Here is a 20,133-nt window from a genome sequence, read left to right as displayed (position 1 = left end):
TACACTGCCAGGGGACAACCCTTGCCGCCGGAGGCCCTGTAGATGGACCATCATCGTTACCGCCACGCCCTTGCCGAGCAACTCGAGTCCGCCGAGCTGGCCTTTCCCGTCAGCGAATTCGATGCCCGCCTGAGCCGCGTGCGCCGTGCCATGCGTGAGTCCGGCCTGGACGCCCTGCTGCTGACCGATCCCGCCGATATCTACTACCTGACCGGCTACAACACCTTCGAGGTGTCGGTACATACCTGCCTGGTGTGTTCCGCCGAGCGGTTGGTGCTGCAGGTCCCCTCCATCGAGACCGGACCGGCAGTCGTGACCGCACGGGCGGACGAACTACTGGGCTATCGCTGGGAGGGTATCGGCGAGGTGATCGAACCGCTGGCCGAGACGCTCGCACCTTTTCGCGCCATCGGCCTCGATCTGTATGGCGCCGGGCTGCGTCATGGCGTACTGCGTGAACTGCAGGCGCGCCTGGGCGCCGAACGTTTTCGCGACGACGGTGGTGATCTCGTCGACCGTATCCGCATCGTCAAGAGCCAGGCGGAGCTGGCCTGCCTGCGCGAGAGCGCCAGGATCACCTCGCTGGGGCTCGATGCGGCCACCCAGGTCCTTGCCGCCGGCATGACCGACGGTGACGTGGCGGCGGAGGGAGCCCGCGCCATGCTGGCGGGCGGCAGCGAGTTCATGAGCATGCAGCCTATCGTTACCGCCGGGCGGCGCAGCAGCGTGATCCACATGAACCATCAGCGGCACCGTATCGCCTCGGATGAGCCGGTCTTCCTCGAATTCGGCGCGGCCTATCGTCGCTACACCGCGCCGATGATGCGCACCGCAGTGGCGGGGCGGGCCAGCGCCGAGATGCAAGCGCTACGCGACGTTTGCCGAAGTGTCTACGATGCCCTGATCGATGCCATGCGCCCCGGCCGCAGCTTCGACGATGCCGCCCGCGCCGCCGAGGCCGCGCTCGCGCCCCACGCCGAGCGGGTGTTCTTCTCCGGAGTGTTCGGCTATGCCGTGGGGGCGCAGTTCCCGCCGAGCTGGGTCGAGGGCAGCGGCTACATCGCCCGCGGGCAGCCGCGCGAATTCGAGGCCGACATGGTCTTTCACCTGCCGCTGTGCCTGCGCATTCCGGGACAATGGGGGATCGGACTGAGCGATACCGTGCGGGTCACGCCAGAGGGCGGCGAGGCGCTGACCGACAACGACTGGCAGCTTCACCAAAGCGCTGTGCCCTGAGCGAACTGGACGATGTGAGCCATTCACTATACTGGGAGTAGCATAGGGACATCCCGCGCGGCGGGATGACCGTCGTGCCTGACCGGCAACCAATGGAAGGAGGATCTCATGACTCAGACCTTAACGGCGACGTATCACGACCTCATGAAGGCGACCAACGCCTACGATGATCTGATCTCGAAGGGTTACCCGCGCGAGAAGCTCCATTTCGACAAGGAGGCCAGTCAGATCAAGGTCATCGTACCGGATGAATCGAAGCCGGAAGCGGAGGAGATCCTGGGTCGCCATCAACCCGACGACATGTGGGCCCGCCCCTACGAGGCGCAATGACCGAAAGAGTGCGTGCCAGGCGCTGACGCCCCATGCCGGCTCTCGGCCGTGTCGTTGAGTCGAGAGAGGTTCGAACGAAGCTTAGCGCATGGCCTGATCGTCCAGCGCCTTGGCGCGCCGATAAGCCTCGCGATCGCTGACACGGGCCCAGTAGTCGGTAAAGGCGGGGCAGGGCTCCAGGCTGCCGTACTGTAGCCCCCATCCTATATGCGAACCCAGGTAGACGTCGGCTGCCGTGAAATGGGCGCCGGCGATGTATTCATGCTCACTTATTGCCAGTTCCAACGTTTCCAGCACCGACTCGATGGTGCCGTAGCCGACCCGACCCTGCTGCTCGATATTGGGTTCCATGCCGAGATCTCGGTCGGTCACCGCAGCTTCGAAGGGGCCGGCGGCGAAGAATAGCCAGCGATAATAGCTGCCACGATCGGCCGGCGGTGGGGCCAGGTCGGCGTCGGGAAAGGCATCGGCCAGGTAGGCGCAGATCGCGGCGCACTCGGTCACCACCGTGTTGCCGTGACACAGGACCGGCACCTTGCCCATGGGGTTGAGAGCCAGAAAGGGTAGCGACTTCATGGCCGAACCGAAGGCGACGAGTTCGGTGCGATAGGGGGCACCTACCTCTTCCAGCATCCAGCGAGCGATCCGCCCGCGGGACATGGGGTGGGTATATAGCACGAGTGGATCGTTCATTGTTGTTCTCCAGGGGGTGACGACAGAATAGCAGCTTGTGTCGTCTTCACTCCGTGGCGCTTAAACGTTGCGCCTTCGCTCGGTCACGCTGTCGAAACCCCGCTCACCGAAACGACAGGAAAAGACATGCTTCAATCGGGATCCAGCAGCCGGGGCCCGCTGCCCTGTTCGGCCAGTTCATCCGCCGGGTTGCGAAGGGGGCACTCCTCCATCGACAGACAGCCACAGCCGATGCAGTGGTCGAGCTGGTCGCGCAGCTGCGTGAGGCGATCGATGCGCTCGTCCAGCGCCTCTCGCCAGCTGGCCGAGAGGCGCCGCCAGTCGGCGGCGGTCGGCGCGTGGGAGTCGGGCAGGGTCTCGAAGGCGCGCCGTATCTCGTCCAGGCTGATGCCGGTGCGCTGGGCGACCTTGATGATCGCCACGCGGCGCAGCACGTCCCGGGAGAAGCGGCGCTGGTTGCCGGCGTTGCGGCGACTCTTGATCAGCCCCTTGGCCTCGTAGAAGTGAATGGCCGACACCGCCAGGCCGCTACGGCTGGCAACCTCGCCGACACTGAGTTCGCGCTGGAGTGGGGCCGACATTTCGCGTCTTCCTGGGACAGTGGAGGATGACTTTTTAACGTGTCGCTGGAAGTCTGACAAGCCATCAAGGGGACCTCTACAGTGAACTTTGTCACGCATTCTTAATATATAAGCGTGCTTGATATATAGGATTTCGAATAGTGATTTTCCTTTTGGTGAGGTGGCTCCTACTGTATTCGCTTTCACCGAACTCGGCGGCGAAGAAGTGCTTGACCTCGACTTAACTTGAGGTCTTAGGCTCCCTTCATCGCCGCTCGAAGGTTGGCAACTACCCGAGAGGTAATCGCCATTGCGAGGGAGTCAGGCGAGGCTGATGGAGTCATCCTTCGTTGGATAACTATCATCGCCAAACGGTAAAAAGTGAATTTCCGAAGTTTTCTTGACGATGGAGTTGTCATGTTTCGTTTTTTCGAAACCCTGGTGAATCCCTATCCTTCGGGGCAGACCGAGACACCGCCGCGTGGGCTCGCCGCCTTCGTTCTTCATTTTTCGCGTCCGCTGTTGCCGCTGCTCGCGGCACTGGCACTGCTGACGGCCCTGGTCTCGGCCGCCGAGGTAGTGTTCTTCAGCTACATGGGCGACCTGGTGGACTGGCTCTCGGATGCCGAGCGTGAGGGGTTCTTCGCCGAGTATGGCTGGCGCCTGGCCGGCATGGCGGCACTGGTGGCGATTGGCCTGCCGCTGCTCACACTGTTCCAGTCGCTGGTGATGCACCAGGGCATCTTCGGCAACTATCCCATGATCGGCCGCTGGCTGGCGCACCGCCACATGCTCAGCCAGAGCCTGGCGTTCTATCAGGACGAGTTCGCCGGGCGCGTCTCGCAGAAGGTGATGCAGACGGCCCTGGCGATCCGCGAGACGGTCACCAAGCTGCTGGACCTCATGGTCTACGTGCTGGTCTATTTCGCCGGCGCCATGCTGGTGATGGGCCAGGCCGAGCCCTGGCTGATGCTGCCGCTGGTGGTATGGCTGGCCGGCTACGTGGCCATCCTGTGGTACTTCGTGCCGCGCTTGCGGCGGGTCTCCATGGCGCAGGCCGACGCCCGCGCGGTGATGACCGGGCGTATCGTCGACAGCTACAGCAACATCCAGACCATCAAGCTGTTTGCCGACACCCGGCGCGAGCAGGCCTACGCCCGCGAGGCCATGGAGCAGTTCATGGTCACCGTGCATCGCCAGATGCGCCTGGCTACCGGTCTTACCGTGAGCCTGACTCTGCTCAACTCACTGCTGCTGGCCGGGGTGGCGGCGGTTGCCATCGGCGCCTGGTATCTCGAGGCCGTGTCGCTCGGCATCATCGCCGTCGCCATCGCCCTGGTGATGCGCATCCGCTTCATGTCCAACTGGATTCTGTGGGAAGTGGCGGGACTGTTCGAGAACATCGGCACGGTGCAGGACGGCATCAACACCATCGCCCGCGAACCGGCGATCAAGGACGCACCCGATGCCACCGCGCTCACGGTCCCCCGTGGCGAGATTCGCTTTGACGCGTTGCGCTTCGGCTACGCCCGTCCGGACGGCGAGACGAATCGGGTGTTCGATGGCCTCACGTTGAACATCGCCCCGGGCGAGAAGGTGGGGCTGATCGGCCGCTCGGGGGCCGGCAAGTCGACCCTCGCCAACCTGCTGCTGCGTTTTTACGACTTGGAGGGCGGGCGCATCCTGATCGATGGTCAGGACATTTCCCGGGTCACTCAGGAGTCGCTGCGCCAGAAGATCGGCATGGTCACCCAGGACACCTCGCTGCTGCATCGCTCGGTGCGCGACAACATCCGCTACGGCAGCCCCGACGCCAGCGAAGAGGAGATCTTGGAGGCGGTACGCCGCGCCCACGCCGACAGCTTCATCGACGAACTGGTGGATCTCGAAGGTCGTCGAGGGCTGGATGCCCACGTCGGCGAGCGCGGCGTCAAGCTCTCCGGCGGCCAGCGCCAGCGTATCGCCATCGCCCGGGTGCTGCTCAAGAACGCGCCGATCCTGGTGCTCGACGAGGCCACCTCGGCGCTCGACTCCGAGGTCGAGGCGGCGATCCAGGAGCAGCTCTATACCCTGATGGAGGGCAAGACGGTCATCGCCATCGCTCATCGCCTGTCGACCATCGCCATGCTGGACCGCCTGGTGGTGATCGACGAGGGGCGCATCGTCGAGAGCGGCACCCACCGTGAGCTGCTTGCCCAGGATGGCCTCTATGCCTCGCTGTGGCGCCGGCAGTCCGGGGGGTTCCTGGCGTTGGACCTCGACGAGGACGCCGAGCGCAGCGACCGGGCGCTGGGCGTGGAGTCGTGAGCAAGCACGCCCACAACAGGAGGAGAAGGTAGTGAAAGGAGTGGAACGGGAAGTCGTCAATCCGCGTGGGGTGCCGGATACGCTGCAGTACGGTTTCAGCCAGGCCGTTATGGTGAAAGGCGGTTGTAGAGTCCTGCTCTCGGGCCAGGTCGGTGTCGACGCCCATGAATGCCTGGTCGGTCCAGATCTCGAAGGGCAGGCCTTCGCTGCGCTGGACAATATCGAAGCGATCCTCGGCACGCTGGGCGGCGATCTGTCGGACATTGTGATGATGCGCATCTATATCGCCGAGGCCGCCCGCTACGATCAGGAGGGGGTGGTGAAAGCGCTGCGCTCGCGCTTTCCCCAGTCGCCACCGGCGACCTCCTGGATGATCGTAAGCGGCCTCTCCGAGCCGGAATGGCTGATCGAGATCGAAGCGGAGGCGGTAATGCCCGACATCGCATGACGGAGCAGCGGCAGGCAACGCGCCGGCAACCGGCTCAAGCCGTCTCGTCGACGGCCTCGGCCGAAGCGCCAGTGTAAACCGGAGGCTGCCACGGCTCGGGTGCCGATAGGCTCTCGATCCGCATGCTCTCGACGACGAAATCGACGAAGGTGCGAACCTTGGGCGAGATGAGTTGCCCGCCCGGAAAGACCGCGTTCAGCTCCACCTCGGGGCCCTCCCAGCCTTCGAGGATGCGCCGTGGCCGCGTGGGTTCCGCACCGAGGCAGACAACGAACTCATTGGCGAGCATGATGCCCTGTCCATCTTCGAGCATGCCACGCAGGGCGAAGGGGTCGTTGGCGATGGCCACCGGGTCGACTTCCACTTCGACGGTTTCCTGGCTCGCGCTGTTGCGCAGTTGCCAGACGTAGCGCTGGCCGCGTTGATCCATGGCTTTGGCCAGGACCGGGTGAGAAGCCAGTTCCGACGGCACTCTGGGTTCGCCATGACGAGCGAGGTAGGTCTCACTGGCATAGACGAACGAGCGAAAGCGGGCCAGGGGACGCGCCACCAGGCTGGAGTCGGGCAGGGCGCCCACACGCAGCGCCACGTCGATCTGGTTGGCGACCAGATCGAGGCGCTCGTTGGAGAGCACCAGTTCGATGCGCACCTGGGGGTGCAACTGGCGGAAATCCCGTATCAGGACCGAGGTGAATTCGGTGCACATGGTGAAGGGGGCAGTGACTCTGAGCCAGCCACGGGGGCTCTCCTCGAGATGGTGCACGGCTCTTTCCGCCTCGCCCAGATCGCGGGCGATGCGGTTGCAGTAATCGAAGTAGATGGAGCCGGCCTCGGTCAGGCTCAGGCGGCGGGTCGTCCGGTGCAGGAGGCGCGCGCCCAGGCGCTGTTCGAGAGCCTGCACCTTGCGACTGACGGTGGTCTTGGAGAGGCGCAGCTGGTTGGCAGCGGCGATGAAACTGCCTTGCTCCACCACCTTGGCGAAGATCAGGGCGTCGTTCAGATCCTGCAGCATATCGATGTCCTGTGCCGTGCCTGCAACGTCAGGGAGGGAGTGCTGCGAAAGACGAGAATGGCCGCACGGAGACTATCCCGCCAATGGGACAGTATTTCCCTGTCGGCCTGACTAATCAAGTGTTCGGCAACGTAATAGAGTGGCATACGGCAAAGTTTGCTGATGTCGAATCACAACGCCAATAAACGACATAAACAAAGTCACGCAAAAACTAAGTCAATTAAAGAATTTGCCTGCCGGATCCAAACCGACAACTGCAAACTGCTACTTGGTACTAGGAGAGGGAAACAATGAACGTCCACAAGATGTTCGTGAAACAAGGGAGCCGGCGAATCTTCATGGTCACCGCCATGGTTGTCGGACTCATCGTTCTGGCGGGTTGCGATAGCCTGGCGGATGGCGCCGAGGAGGAGGGTGCTCAGCAGGGCCCGCCACCGCCTCAGGTCAGCGTCGCCCAGGTGCTGGTCGAGGACGTCGAGCTGTGGGATGCGTTCACTGGCCGCATCGAGGCGGTGGAAACGGTGGACCTGCGTCCTCGCGTTTCGGGCTACATCGATAGCATCCACTACACCGAAGGCCAGGAGGTCGAGAAGGGCGACGTGCTGTTCACGATCGACCCGCGCCCCTATCGTGCCGAGCTGGAACGCGCCGAGGCCGAGCTTCAGCGGGCCCAGGCCCGGGCCGAGCTGGCCCGCAGCGAGGCCGCCAGGGCCGAGGCGCTGGCCCAGAGCCGCTCGATCTCCCGCGAAGAGTTGGACCAGCGGCGGGCGGCGGCGGCCACGGCCGAGGCCGACATACTCGCCGCCCGGGCCAGTGCCGAGACGGCCCGGCTCAACATGGAATTCACCGAAGTGCGCGCACCGATCGCCGGACGCACCGGTCGCGCCCTGGTGACGCCGGGCAACTTGGTGTCCGAAGCCACCCCGCTGACCCGTATCGTCTCCCTGGACCAGGTCCACGTGCATTTCCATAGCAATGAGCAGGCCTACCTGCATTACGACGCCATGGCGCGCAGCGGCGAGCGTTCCAGTTTCCGCCTGGGCGGCATACCGGTGCGCGTGGGGCTGGCGTCCGATGAAGGCTTTCCCTACCGCGGCGAGGTCGACTTCGTCGACAACCACCTGGATGCCGAGGCCGGTACCATCCTGACCCGCGCCGTGCTCGACAATAGCGAAGGCCGCTTCGCCCCGGGCATGTACGCCCGTGTGCAGCTACTCGCGGGGGAGGCAGAGGGCTCGCTGCTGATCGACGACAAGGCCGTGCTCACCGACCAGGACCGCAAGTACGTCTACGTGGTCGACGAAGAGGGACGCGCCATGCGTCGCGACGTGCAGTTGGGGCGCATGGCCGATGGGCTGCGTGTCGTCGCCGCCGGTCTCGAACCCGGTGACCAGGTGGTCGTGAATGGCGCCCAGCGGATCTTCTTCCCCGGCATGCAGGTGGCGGCGGAAAGCGTCGACATGCGCGGCCAGGCTGAGGGTGGCAGCGAGCTGGCCGCCGTGCGCTGAACGCCCCAGGCGGCACCGCTCGATGTGACATAACAAACGTATAAACCCCTGAACGATCTTCGGCGCGGACTTGGCTGTCCGCACCGGGAGGGAGTCTTGTCATGGATTTCGCCAAGTTCTTCGTCGACCGGCCGATCTTCGCCGCGGTGCTGTCGATCCTGATTTTCATCGCCGGGGCGATCACCATCCCGCTGCTCCCGGTCAGCGAGTACCCCGATGTGGTGCCGCCCACCGTACAGGTGCGCGCGGTCTATCCCGGCGCCAACCCCAAGGAGATCGCCGAGACGGTGGCCACGCCACTGGAGGAGGCGATCACCGGGGTCGAGAATCTGATGTACATGAAGTCGGTGGCCGGCTCCGACGGGGTGCTGGCGATGACGCTGACTTTCCGTCCCGGCGCCGACCCGGACGAGGCCCAGGTTCAGGTGCAGAACCGGGTCAGCCAGGCGCTGGCCCGGCTGCCCGAGGCGGTGCGTCGACAGGGCGTGACCACCGACAAGCAGTCGCCCGACCTGACCATGGTGCCGCAGCTGATTTCGCCCGACGGGCGCTATGACAGTACCTACCTGCGCAACTATGCGGCACTGCACGTGCGCGACGAGCTGGCACGCCTGCCCGGGGTGGGCCAGGCGATGCTGTTCGGCGCCGGCGACTACGCCATGCGGGTGTGGATCGACCCCGATCGTGCCGCTGCCCTCGGACTCACCGCGGGCGATATCATCGCCGCGATCCGCGAGCAGAACGTGCAGGTTTCGGCGGGGCAGCTCGGTGCGCCGCCGACGCCCACGAGCTCGGACTTCCTGATTTCGATCAACGCCCAGGGGCGCCTGACCACCGAGGAGGAGTTCGGCAACATAGTGGTCAAGGCCGGCAGCGACGGCCAGATCACCTATCTCTCCGACGTGGCGCGCATCGAACTCGGTGCCGCCGAGTATTCGCTGCGCTCGCTGCTCGATAATCAGCAAGCGGTGGCCATCGGTATCTTCCAGGCGCCGGGCTCCAATGCCATCGCGCTGTCGGATGCGGTACGCGACAAGATGGACGAGTTGGCTGAGCGCTTCCCCGACGGCGTGGAATACGAGATCGTCTACGACCCCACCGTGTTCGTGCGCGACTCGATCAAGTCGGTGATCAAGACCCTGCTCGAGGCGGTGCTGCTGGTGGTGCTGGTGGTGACGCTGTTCCTGCAGACCTGGCGCGCCTCGGTGATCCCGCTGCTGGCAGTGCCGGTGTCGATCGTCGGCACCTTTGCCGTACTCTACCTGCTGGGGTTCTCGATCAATACGCTGACCCTGTTCGGGCTGGTGCTGGCGATCGGCATCGTGGTCGACGACGCCATCGTGGTGGTGGAGAACGTCGAGCGCAACATCGAGGAGGGGCTCGCCCCGCTAGCAGCGGCCCACCAGGCCATGCGCGAGGTAAGCGGGCCGATCATCGCCATCTCGGTGGTGCTGTGCGCGGTGTTCGTGCCGATGGCCTTTCTCGAGGGCGTTACCGGGCAGTTCTACCGTCAGTTCGCGGTGACCATCGCCATCTCCACGGTGATTTCGGCGATCAATTCGCTGACGCTGTCGCCGGCGCTGGCGGCGATGCTGCTCAAGCCCCACGACGCGCCGAAGGACCGCCTGTCGCGCCTGATCGATTTCCTCTTCGGCTGGTTGTTCCGGCCCTTCAACCGCTTCTTCGGCGCCAGCTCCGAGCGCTACCAGCGCGGCGTGACGCGTAGCCTGCGTCGGCGCGGCGTGGTGTTCGCCGTCTATGCGCTGCTGCTGGTGGGTACCGGGACGATGTTCCAGCTGGTACCCGGCGGCTTCATTCCCACGCAGGACAAGATGTACCTGATCGGCGGAGCCAAGCTGCCGGAAGGGGCCTCGCTGGATCGTACCGAGGAGGTGATCCGGCGCATGACCGACCTGGCGCTGGAAACCGACGGTGTCAGTTCGGCGGTGGCCTTCCCAGGGCTCAATCCGCTGCAGTTCACCAACACGCCCAACACCGGCACGGTGTTCTTCGGCCTCGACCCGTTCGAAGCGCGCTCGCGCAGCGCCGAGGAGATCGTCGCCGAACTCAACGGCAAGTTCGGCGGCCTGCAGGAGGCGTTCAGCTTCGCCTTCACCCCGCCGGCGATCCTCGGTATCGGCTCGGGTTCGGGCTTCTCGCTGTTCATTCAGGACCGCGCCGGGCTGGGCTATGGCGAACTTCAGCAGGCTGTCGATGGTTTCAGCGGCGCGCTGATGCAGACGCCGGGCATGGGCTATCCGATCACCTCGTACCAGTCCAACGTGCCGCAGCTCGACCTGCACGTCGACCGGGTCAAGGCCAAGACCCAGGGCGTGGCGTTGACCGACCTGTTCGAGACCCTGCAGGTCTACCTGGGCTCAGTCTACGTCAACGACTTCAACCGCTTCGGTCGTACCTGGCAGGTCATGGCCCAGGCCGACGGCGATTACCGTATGGACGTGGAGAACATCGATCGCCTGCGCACCCGTAACGCGTACGGCGAAATGGTGCCGATCGGTAGCATGATCCGGGTCGACCGGACCTTCGGGCCCGACCCGGTGATTCGCTACAACGGCTACCCGGCCGCCGACCTGATGGGCGAGGCGGACCCGCGAGTGCTGTCGTCGAGCCAGGCGATCGAGGTGGTCGAGCACCTTGCCCCGGCGGTGCTACCGGCGGGCATGACCTTCGAATGGACCGACCTCAGCTACCAGCAGGTCAACCAGGGCGGGGCGGCGCTGGTGGTGTTCCCGCTGGCGATCCTGCTTGTATTTCTGGCGCTCGCCGCGCTCTACGAGAGCTGGACACTGCCGCTGGCGGTGATTCTGATCGTGCCGATGTGCATGCTCTCGGCGCTGATCGGGGTGAAGCTCACCGGCGGTGACAATAATATCTTCGTGCAGGTGGGACTGGTGGTGCTGATCGGCCTGGCGTGCAAGAACGCCATCCTTATCGTCGAATTCGCCCGCGAACTCGAGATACAGGGTCGCGGCATCGTCGAGGCCGCGCTGGAGGCGTGCCGCCTGCGCCTGCGGCCGATCATCATGACCTCGATCACCTTCACCGCGGCGGTGGTGCCGCTGATGCTGGCCGGCGGTGCCGGCGCCGAGGTGCGCCAGGCGCTGGGCACGGCAGTGTTCGCCGGCATGCTCGGCGTGACCCTGTTCGGTCTGTTCCTGACCCCGGTGTTCTACGTCGCCTTGCGCAAGCTGGTCACGCGCGGGCAGGAAGAGCCGCCCCGAGAGGAGATGCCGATGGAGGGGCAATACCATGCGTAACCTGATGATCCTGCCGTTGACGCTGGCGCTGGCCGCCTGCGCCGTGGGCCCCGACTACCGGACGCCGGAGCCGACGGCTCCCGCCAGTCTGGCGCGTGCCGAGGCGGGGCTGATCACGACCGAGGCAGCCGAACGCGACTTCTGGCGCCGCTTCGACGACCCGATGTTGAACGAGTTGGTCGATGCGGCGTTCGACGCCAATCACGACCTGCGCATCGCCCTGGCCAGTCATGACCGCAACCTGGCGCTGCTGCGCCAGGCGCGCCGCGACCTGGCGCCCAGCGTCACCGCCCAAGCCGGCGCCGCCCACCAGCGCGCCAGCGCCGACCAGATGCCGGAGGCGACGCGCTCCCAACGCGACTTCGACAGCTTCGACGCCGGTGTGTCGGCGCTATGGGAACTCGACTTCTTCGGTCGCGTGCGGCGCAACGTGGAGGCCCAGCGGGCGGAGGTGGAAGCCTCGGCCGCCGACCTGCGCGCCATGCAAGTGGTAGTGGTCGGCGAACTGGTCGACCAGTACGTGCGTCTGCGCGGCTTGCAGGAACAGCTGCGCGTGGCGCGGGCCAACGCTGACAACCAGCGCGAGTCGCTGGCGCTGGTCGATGCCCGGCTCGAGGCGGGGCGTGGCACCGAATTCGACAGCGTGCGTGCCCGGGCGCAGCTCGAGAGTACCCTGTCGCGCATCCCGTCGCTGGAAGGGGAGATCGCCGCGATCACTCATCGGCTCGCCGTATTGACGGGTCGCGAGCCCGCCGCCTTGATCGCTCGATTGGAGACACCTGCGCCACTGCCGGCGCTGCACGACCAAGTGGCCGCGGGGCTTCCCGGCGAGCTGCTGCGTCGCCGCCCCGACATCGCTGCGGCGGAGCGGCGTCTGCATGCCGCCACCGCGCGTATCGGTGTGGCCACCGCCGACCTCTACCCGCGATTCACCCTGAACGGCCTGCTGGGCACCCAGGCCGCCAGCACTAGCGACCTGTTCGGCCGCGACAGCGAGACGCGGCTGATCGCACTGGGTGTCGACTGGTCGTTCCTCGACAGCGGTCGGGTGAGGGCGCGAATGGCGGCGGCCGACGCCGATGCCGATGCCAACCTGGCCCGCTATGAGCAGGCAATCCTGCTGGCCCTGGAGGAGACCGAGACGGCGCTCGCCCGCTATGCCCAGGCGCGACGTGAGCGCGAGCACCTGGAAGCGGCCGCCGAAGCCAGCGCCGAGGCGGCCCGTCAGGCACGGGTGCGCTTCGAGGTGGGGGTGGTCGACTTCCTCGCGGTGATCGACGCCGAGCGTTCGCTGCTGGAAGCCGAGGACAGCCTGGCGCGCGGTAATGTTCGCGCCGCCACCGCGTTGGTAGGGCTCTACCGGGCGTTGGCCGGTGGCTGGGAGGAGCGCATCGGTGAAAGCGTGAGCGGCCCGAGGGAGGTTGAAACCACCTAATCGCCCCACAGCAACGCTCGAGCAACGCGAGAGTGACAGACGGGCAGGGTGCCGGTGGAGGCCGGCACCCTGCCCGGCATCCTCCGTCATCATCGTGACCTTGAGCCGTAGTTCCCCATCGCCCGTCGCTTTCTGCTATTCTGTCTGCCTTCCTTTATCCTCGGCTCGTGCCTCTCGGTACCCCGCCTTCGTTTGCTTGCCGCCTCGGCAACCGCACAATCCGTTGCAGGTCCTCTTTATAGTGTCCGATTCTCCCAACGATGGGGCTTTTGCCTCACTGCCGCTGACGCCAGAGCTGCTGGCCAATCTCGATTCGCTCGGCTACCGCGCCATGACCCCCGTCCAGGCGAGGAGCCTGCCTTTGATGCTGGCGGGCCGTGACGTGATCGCCCAGGCGAAGACCGGCTCGGGCAAGACTGCGGCGTTCGGCCTGGGGCTGTTGTCGCGTCTCGTCGTGACGCGCTTTTGCGTACAGACGCTGGTGCTCTGCCCGACCCGCGAGTTGGCCGACCAAGTGGCGGGGGAGATTCGGCGGCTGGCGCGTACCCTGGCCAACGTCAAGGTCCTTACCCTGTGCGGCGGGTCCCCTTTCGGACCACAGCTTGCCTCGCTGGCTCATGGTGCGCATGTCGTCGTGGGTACCCCGGGCCGGGTGGAGGAGCACCTGCGCAAGGGGTCGCTCGTTCTCACTTCTCTCGAGACTTTGGTGCTGGACGAAGCCGACCGGATGCTCGACATGGGTTTCCAGGCCAGCATGGAGGCGATTGTCGCCGAGACGCCGGCCAGCCGTCAGACCCTGCTGTTCAGCGCAACCTACAGCAACGACATCCGGCGCATTGCCGAGGGACTGATGCGTGACCCTGCCGAGGTGGCGGTGGCCGAGGTCCATGACGAGACCACCATTCGCCAGCGCGTCTACCGGGTGGCGGACGAGCCGGAGCGCTTCTCTGTGCTGTGCAGGTTGCTTCTGCAATACAAGCCGCGTTCCAGCGTAGTGTTCTGCAACACCCGGCGCGAGACCCAGGAGGTCGCCGATGCCCTTTGCGAGGCTGGCTTCAGTGCTCTGGCACTGCATGGCGACCTGGAACAGCGCGATCGTGACCGCATCCTGATCCTGTTCGCCAACCACAGCGTTTCCGTTCTGGTGGCGACCGACGTGGCAGCACGCGGGCTGGATATCGAAGCGCTGGATGCAGTGTTCAATTACCAGATTGCCCGTGACCTCGAGGTGCATATACACCGCGTCGGGCGTACCGGCCGTGCCGGCAGCTCCGGTGTGGCTTGCACTCTGGTCACCGAGCGCGAAGCCTATCGGCTGGAGCGGTTGGTCGAGTTCCTCGGTGAGCCGCTCGAGGATGCGCCGCTGCCGCCGCGCGATGTATTGGCACAGGCACCCTTCAAGCCGGATATGGCCACGCTGCAGCTCGACGGCGGCAAGAAGCAGAAGGTGCGCCCTGGCGATATCCTTGGCGCCCTGACCGGCGATGGCGGCATCGCCGGCGATCAGGTCGGCAAGATCAAGGTACTGGAGCGCAGCGCCTACGTGGCCGTGCAGCGCGAGGTCGCCAAGGCGGCGCTCGCCCAGCTCGGCACGGGCAAACTCAAGGGGCGCTCGTTCCGCGCCCGGCGTGTCAGCCGCTGATTGGCCGCTGAGAGAGAAGAGGGGGAAAGGTGAAGATACCCAAGCGATTGCAGCCACTGGTCGATGACGGTCTGATCGAGGCGGTCGAGAGTCAGCTGATGAGTGGCAAGGAGGCCCAGGTCTACGTGGTGCGTTCCCACGGGGAGCGTCGCTGCGCCAAGGTCTTCAAGGAGGCGAAACAGCGCAGTTTCAAGCAGGCGGTGCAGTACCAGGAGGGGCGCCGCGAGCGCAACAGCCGCCGCTCGCGAGCCATGGCCAAGAAGACCCGCTATGGCCAGAAGGAGCAGGAGCAGGCCTGGCTCAACGCTGAGGTCGATGCCCTCTACCGGCTGGCTGCAGCGGAGGTGCGGGTGCCGCAGCCCTATGGGTTCATCGACGGTGTGCTGCTGATGGAGATGATCAGCGATGCCGAGGGCCTGACGGCCCCGCGCCTGGACGATGTGACCCTGAGCTCCGAGCAGGCCCGCGAGTACTACGACAAGATCATTCGCGACGTGGTGAAGATGCTGTGTGCGGGCCTGGTTCACGGTGACCTGTCCGAGTTCAACGTACTGCTGGCCGCCGATGGCCCGGTGATCATCGACCTGCCCCAGGCAGTGGATGCCGCGGGTAACAACAGCGCCGAGATGATGTTCGAGCGAGACGTCGACAATATGCGCCGCTACTTCGGCCGCTTTGCCCCGGAACTGTTGAGCACCGACTATGGTAAAGAGATCTGGGCGCTCTACGAGGTCGGTGAGCTGCATCCGGAAAGCCAGTTGACGGGCTGCTTCGAGCATGACACCCGCGTGGTGGACGTCGATGACCTGCTGGCCGTGATCGAGGATGCGCGGGAAGAACAGGCCGAGCACCTGGCAGCGCAGGCTCGCAACGAGCAGGATGACGAGGACGAGCGTTAGGGCGATCTGCCGGTTTGAGCTGCAAGAGGGGAGATCGGCCGTTTCGCGGCAAATCCAAGTTATGGTCACGATAGCTAGGTTTGATTAGGCTGAAGGGGCGACGTTTAACGTGCCGGCGCACAACGGCGGAGACCCCTTGAATGGACGAGCACGGTTACGGCCCCGAGCAGGCGCACCAGGAACGGGAGCAAGGTCGAGAGCAGGCGCGACTTTATGCCCTGCGCCAACTCAATCTGCTGGATACGCCGCCGAGCGAGAGCTTCGACCGCATCACCCGGATGGCCAGCAAATTCTTCGGCATGCCCATCGCCGCGGTCTCGCTGACCGATGCCGATCGCCAGTGGTTCAAGTCGCGGGTGGGGGTGGAGCACTGGCAAATCCCGCGTTTTCAGGCGTGCTGTGGCGAGGTGGCCGACTCGTCGGACGTGGTGATCGTGCCGGACCTGCTGGAGTCGCCGACCTATCGCGACAGCTTGCTGGCCCGGTCGGGTATTCGCTTCTATGCCGGCGCGCCTCTGCAGACCCAGGAGGGTTATACCCTGGGCGCCATGTGCGTGCTCGATACCCAGCCGCGCGACATCAGCGAAGAGGAGGTGGCGATTCTCCAGGACATGGCCGCCATGGTCATGGCCCAGATCGAGATGCAGCATGCCTTCGGACGCATCGATCCGCTGACCGGCCTGCCCAACCGCAGCCAGTTCGTCGAAGACCTCGACGACCTGCTGCGGGACGCGCCCGGTCAGCAGCGCTATGCCCTGTTCACCGAGGTGCTCGATATCGCCCAGGCCAGCATGCTGAATCGGGTGATGGGGCCCGCCTACCTGGATGAACTGACCCACGTGGCGGGGCGCGGTCTGCAGGAAACGCTGGGCATCGCGCAGCGGCTCTACTCGGTCGGACCCTGTCAGTACGTGCATCTGGTGGAAGGCAATGACGAAAGCGAGCTGCTTGATGAGGCGCTGCGCCTGCGTCAGGCGCTAATGTCCCTCGACCTGATTCGCGAGGCCCCGGTGCTGGTGCGTCCCGCCATCGGCGTGGCCCCGCTGAGCCTGGGGGCGGAGGGAGCGGCGGATAGCCTGCGCACCGCCCATAGCGCCTGCCAGGATGCCCGTCAGACGGAGTCCGGCGCTGGCGTCTATTCGCACGCTCTCGATGCACGCTACCGGCGACATTTTCGGCTGCTGTCCGATTTCCGCGAGGCGCTGGAGAGCCGCGACCAGTTGCGCCTGGTTTATCAACCGCGCGTCGAGCTGGGGTCGCGCGCTTGTCGCGGCGCGGAGGCGCTGCTGCGCTGGCGTCACCCGGAGCTCGGCGAAGTCTCGCCCGTCGAATTCATTCCGCTGATCGAAAATACGCCGCTGGCCACCCCGCTGACCGCCTGGGTCTTACGCACCGCGATTGACCAGGTAAAGGCCTGGCACGATCAGGGGCTGGCGCTCTGCGTGTCGCTCAACGTCTCGGCCTGCAACCTGGACGAGGCCGACTTCGCCCAACGCTTGTTGGCCCGAATAGCGGAAGCGGGGCTGCCGCTTGCAGCCATCGAGATCGAGCTGACCGAGACCGCGCTGTTCTCCCAGGGACGGGCCGCCTGGCAGCAGCTCGATACGCTGGAAGCGGCCGGCATGCGCATCGCCATCGACGACTTCGGTACCGGCTACAGCAGCCTGGCCTACCTGCAGGACATCCCCGCCAAGATCGTCAAGATCGATCGCACCTTCATTCGCGGGCTCGATGTCGAGTCGCGCAGCCGCACCCTGGTCAAGTCGATGCTGAGGATGGCCCACGATCTGGGCTATCACGTCGTCGCCGAAGGCGTGGAGACGAAGCGGACCTGCGAATACCTCGAGGCGCTTGGCTGCAACGAGGTGCAGGGCTACTGGTTCGCCAGGCCCATGGAAGCCGCGGCATTCCAGAAGTGGCTCGGCGAGTTGCGCTAGCGACACGGGCCCGAACAGTCGAATCGCAAGCGAAGGGAGGCCGAAACGCCGATTCCTTGCCACAATGGCTGCGAATCCCCAACGGAGAGTGACTCCATGCATCCTGATAGCGCGCGACGCTTCCTTTCGTGGCGGCATACCGCCTTTTCGGTCGTCCTGAGTCTGCTGCTGGTCGGTTGCCAGCTCCAGCCGCCGGAACCGCCCGACGAGGACAAGGCGGTGATCGACCGTATGTTGGTACTGGTCGACGAGCGACTGGACGTGGCCCCGGCGGTGGCGAAGGCGAAGTGGAACTCCGGCGCGCCCATCGAAGCCCCCGAACGGGAAGCGCAGATCCTCGACCAGGTGACGGCGCAGGCCGGGGAAGCCGGCGTCGACGAGGACTTCGCCCGGCGCTTCTTCGAGAAGCAGTTCGAGGCCAGCAAGCAGGTCCAGCGACGCCTTCACCACCAGTGGCTGCAGGAGGGGCGCTCGCCCTTCGCCGATCCCCCCGACCTCGCCGAGGACGTGCGTCCGGTGCTCGACCGGCTGACCCCGCAGCTGATCGAAGCGCTGGCCGACATCGAGCGTATCGCAGAGGTCGAAGGTTCAGGTCGCTATCTGCAGCGGCGCGCTCAGGAGCTGGTACGCGACGACTTCGACGGTGAGCCTCGCAACGTTTCCATCCAGCCGTTGATGGAGAGACTGGCACGCTGACACCATCATTCTGGCACGCCAGCCATGGAGGAGCGTGAATGATCCAGGCCAACGCTGGCTCTCGTGTCGCCGTGGTGGGCGCGGGGGTAATTGGCATGACTACCGCGCTGGCGCTCCAGCAGCGCGGTCTGTCGGTCACGGTGCTGGATTCCCAGGGGCCGGGCGAGGGAACCTCCTCCGGCAATGCCGGTTTTCTCGCCATCGAGTCGATCGACCCGCTGTCGACGCCCGCCATGCTGCGCCAGGCGCCACGCCTGTGGCTGGACCCGCATGGCGCCGTGGCCTTGCCGTTTCGCTATTTGCCGCGGCTGCTGCCCTGGCTGGCGCGCTTCATCGCCGCGGCCCGCCCCGCTCAGGTGACGCAAGGGCGCCAGGCACTGGCGGCGCTCAACGAGTCGGCCGTGGCCGCCTGGCGGCGCTGTCTGGCCGGTATCGGCGCCGAGGAGGAGCTGGTGGCCTCGGGCTACCTGCTGGTGTGGGAATCCGACCGGGGGCGTGCCGAGGCCAAGCGTCACATGGCCCATCTGCAGCACTGGGGGGTCGAGGTGGAGTGGCTCGAGGCCGAAGAAATCCGCGCGCGGGAGCCGGGATTGTCGGGACGTCTGAGCCATGGCCTCTTATTTCCCGGTGCCCACCAGGTGCGTGACCCGCTTGTCCTGGTTCGTCGTCTGGCGCAAGCGTTCGAGGCCCGTGGAGGCGAGATTCGCCAAGCCCGGGTCGAGCGCCTGATACCCACGCCGAGTGGCGTGACGCTGGCAACCGATGAGGGGGAGCTGGCCTTCGCCCAAGTAGTGGTGGCGGCAGGTGCCTGGAGCCATCATCTGGCCCGGGGCGTCGGCCTCGAGGTGCCACTGGAAACCGAGCGCGGCTACCATTTGACGCTTCCCGGGCGGGGGACTGCCCTGCGTCGGCCGGTGGGCTCGGCAGAGCGCCGCTGTGTGATGACGCCGATGACTTGCGGCCTGCGAGTAGTCGGCTTCACCGAGCTGGGTGGGCTCTCGCTGTCGCCGATCAAGCGCCGCTATGCGTCGCTGCGTCGTCATACCGCCCGGCTGTTGGCGGAAGCGTCGGGGCTCGACGCTTCCACGGAGTGGATGGGCTTTCGCCCGACGCTGCCCGATTCGCTGCCGGTCATCGACACCCATCCCGACTCTGCGAACATTCACTTCGCCTTCGGTCACCAGCACCTGGGTCTGACTCAGGCGGCGATTACGGCGGAGCTCGTCACAGCGCTGGTGGCAGGAGAGAGGCCGGCGCTGGACATGGCACCCTACCGCGTGAACCGCTTCCACGGGCGGCGGCCCGCCTAAGCTTTCAAAGCCGCCAGGCCTCGGGATGCCCCGCCTTCAGCACGCCCTGCTCGTCCCAGTCGTCCCAGCCGGCGAAGGGAATCGGCGCTTCGTTGTCGAGCCCTTCGAGCCGCTGCGCCCAGGCCTCCTTCTCGGCTTCCAGGCGCTGGTGGAATGCCGTTTCCGCCTCGTAGCTCAGCCCGCCGCCCTGAACGCCGTAGGTGACCTGGGGCGGCAATACGCTGACGCCGAGGTAGTAGAGCGAATAGTGGATCGGCCATAGCAGCGCCACGATATGCCCGCTGCGGCCGTGGCGGGTGAAGGTCGGTGCCGGGGCGCCGGTGGTCACCGAGAGCATCACGCGCTTGTCGGGGAAGCGACCTCGGTTGTAGCGCATCCTGCCGGAGTAGAGCCCGCCGTAGACGAACACCCGGTCGAACCAGCCCTTGAGCATGGCCGGTTGAGCATGCCACCACAGCGGGAACTGCAGGATCACCAGGTCGGCGCGCTCGAGGCGCGCGATCTCACGCTGCACGTCGCTGGGCAGACTCCCCTGGTCGTAAGCGTGGCGCTGCTCGGTGAGCGGAAAGAAGGTGTCGGGCTCGGTGCGCTCGGGGTAGTGCGCCGCTCCCTCCACCGGATCGAAGCCCTCGGCGTAAAGATCCGAGACTTCCACCCGGTGACCCTGCCGTTCGAGGGTTTCCATGGCGACGTCCTTTAGAGCGCCGTTGAAGGAGCGAGGTTCGGGGTGGCAAAACACGATCAGCACGTCCATGGCGGTGTCTCCGGTTAGCCAAGGGGGAACACCTCCAGGCTATGCGGTACTCTGTTGAACGGACATTCTCAAAAAACGACAACGAACC

16 protein-coding genes are annotated in these 20,133 nt (G+C 65.6%); 12 read left to right on the top strand and 4 right to left on the bottom strand.

The window, feature by feature from the left end; translation table 11 throughout:
- Positions 1 to 42 precede the first annotated feature (42 nt).
- Positions 43 to 1,236, top strand: coding sequence for a M24 family metallopeptidase (locus CYJ07_RS06795; RefSeq protein ID WP_104202916.1), 1,194 nt, complete (start codon positions 43 to 45; stop codon positions 1,234 to 1,236).
- A 108-nt stretch (positions 1,237 to 1,344) separates the two neighbouring features.
- Complete coding sequence (locus CYJ07_RS06790; RefSeq protein WP_104202915.1) at positions 1,345 to 1,566, top strand: hypothetical protein; 222 nt, start codon at positions 1,345 to 1,347, stop codon at positions 1,564 to 1,566.
- An 81-nt stretch (positions 1,567 to 1,647) separates the two neighbouring features.
- Here the strand turns inward: CYJ07_RS06790 and CYJ07_RS06785 are convergent, their stop codons facing one another.
- Together CYJ07_RS06785 and soxR are read right to left on the bottom strand one after the other, a co-directional pair.
- Positions 1,648 to 2,259 (bottom strand): glutathione S-transferase family protein, encoded by a 612-nt coding sequence (locus tag CYJ07_RS06785; RefSeq protein WP_104202914.1) that lies wholly within the window; start codon positions 2,257 to 2,259, stop codon positions 1,648 to 1,650.
- 131 nt (positions 2,260 to 2,390) lie between these two features.
- Positions 2,391 to 2,840, bottom strand: coding sequence for a redox-sensitive transcriptional activator SoxR (gene soxR / locus CYJ07_RS06780; RefSeq protein WP_104202913.1), 450 nt, complete (start codon positions 2,838 to 2,840; stop codon positions 2,391 to 2,393).
- Between the two features lie 396 nt (positions 2,841 to 3,236).
- Between soxR and CYJ07_RS06775 the strand changes: the two genes are divergently transcribed.
- Together CYJ07_RS06775 and CYJ07_RS06770 are read left to right on the top strand one after the other, a co-directional pair.
- Positions 3,237 to 5,126, top strand: coding sequence for an ABC transporter ATP-binding protein (locus tag CYJ07_RS06775; protein ID WP_104202912.1), 1,890 nt, complete (start codon positions 3,237 to 3,239; stop codon positions 5,124 to 5,126).
- Between the two features lie 31 nt (positions 5,127 to 5,157).
- Positions 5,158 to 5,574, top strand: coding sequence for a RidA family protein (locus CYJ07_RS06770; RefSeq protein WP_104202911.1), 417 nt, complete (start codon positions 5,158 to 5,160; stop codon positions 5,572 to 5,574).
- A 34-nt stretch (positions 5,575 to 5,608) separates the two neighbouring features.
- Here the strand turns inward: CYJ07_RS06770 and CYJ07_RS06765 are convergent, their stop codons facing one another.
- Positions 5,609 to 6,586: a LysR family transcriptional regulator gene (locus CYJ07_RS06765; RefSeq protein WP_104202910.1), complete on the bottom strand. Its 978-nt coding sequence runs from the start codon at positions 6,584 to 6,586 to the stop codon at positions 5,609 to 5,611.
- A gap of 305 nt (positions 6,587 to 6,891) precedes the next feature.
- Here CYJ07_RS06765 and CYJ07_RS06760 point away from each other — a divergent pair, with 305 nt between their 5' ends.
- The 8 genes from CYJ07_RS06760 to CYJ07_RS06725 all read left to right on the top strand — a co-directional run bounded on the left by CYJ07_RS06760 (position 6,892) and on the right by CYJ07_RS06725 (position 19,291).
- On the top strand, positions 6,892 to 8,094 hold the full coding sequence (locus CYJ07_RS06760) for an efflux RND transporter periplasmic adaptor subunit (RefSeq protein WP_422666947.1): 1,203 nt from the start codon (positions 6,892 to 6,894) through the stop codon (positions 8,092 to 8,094).
- Positions 8,095 to 8,195: 101 nt separating this feature from the next.
- Positions 8,196 to 11,372 carry an efflux RND transporter permease subunit gene (locus CYJ07_RS06755; RefSeq protein ID WP_104202908.1) on the top strand — a complete coding sequence of 1,059 codons (3,177 nt, stop codon included), beginning with the start codon at positions 8,196 to 8,198 and terminating at the stop codon, positions 11,370 to 11,372.
- Complete coding sequence (locus CYJ07_RS06750) at positions 11,365 to 12,807, top strand: efflux transporter outer membrane subunit (RefSeq protein WP_104202907.1); 1,443 nt, start codon at positions 11,365 to 11,367, stop codon at positions 12,805 to 12,807. The genes CYJ07_RS06755 and CYJ07_RS06750 overlap by 8 nt, the downstream gene beginning before the upstream one ends.
- A 241-nt stretch (positions 12,808 to 13,048) precedes the next feature.
- Positions 13,049 to 14,449 (top strand): ATP-dependent RNA helicase DbpA, encoded by a 1,401-nt coding sequence (gene dbpA / locus CYJ07_RS06745; protein ID WP_104202906.1) that lies wholly within the window; start codon positions 13,049 to 13,051, stop codon positions 14,447 to 14,449.
- Positions 14,450 to 14,478: 29 nt separating this feature from the next.
- Complete coding sequence (locus CYJ07_RS06740) at positions 14,479 to 15,348, top strand: PA4780 family RIO1-like protein kinase (RefSeq protein ID WP_104202905.1); 870 nt, start codon at positions 14,479 to 14,481, stop codon at positions 15,346 to 15,348.
- Positions 15,349 to 15,488: 140 nt separating this feature from the next.
- Positions 15,489 to 17,285 (top strand): sensor domain-containing phosphodiesterase, encoded by a 1,797-nt coding sequence (locus CYJ07_RS06735; protein ID WP_104202904.1) that lies wholly within the window; start codon positions 15,489 to 15,491, stop codon positions 17,283 to 17,285.
- Positions 17,286 to 17,381: 96 nt separating this feature from the next.
- Positions 17,382 to 17,981, top strand: coding sequence for a gamma subclass chorismate mutase AroQ (aroQ, locus tag CYJ07_RS06730; protein WP_104202903.1), 600 nt, complete (start codon positions 17,382 to 17,384; stop codon positions 17,979 to 17,981).
- Between the two features lie 38 nt (positions 17,982 to 18,019).
- A complete protein-coding gene (locus CYJ07_RS06725) occupies positions 18,020 to 19,291 on the top strand; it encodes an NAD(P)/FAD-dependent oxidoreductase (RefSeq protein ID WP_104202902.1) in 1,272 nt (423 codons plus the stop codon).
- Between the two features lie 4 nt (positions 19,292 to 19,295).
- Here CYJ07_RS06725 and CYJ07_RS06720 read toward each other — a convergent pair whose 3' ends face one another.
- Positions 19,296 to 20,045 carry an NAD(P)H-dependent oxidoreductase gene (locus CYJ07_RS06720; RefSeq protein ID WP_104202901.1) on the bottom strand — a complete coding sequence of 250 codons (750 nt, stop codon included), beginning with the start codon at positions 20,043 to 20,045 and terminating at the stop codon, positions 19,296 to 19,298.
- Positions 20,046 to 20,133 lie beyond the last annotated feature (88 nt).

The sequence above is a fragment of the Billgrantia saliphila genome (assembly GCF_002930105.1).
In the GTDB taxonomy this organism is placed as follows: domain Bacteria; phylum Pseudomonadota; class Gammaproteobacteria; order Pseudomonadales; family Halomonadaceae; genus Halomonas; species Halomonas saliphila.
Note: the sequence above shows the minus strand (reverse complement) of the source record. Positions and strands in the feature narration are given on the sequence as shown.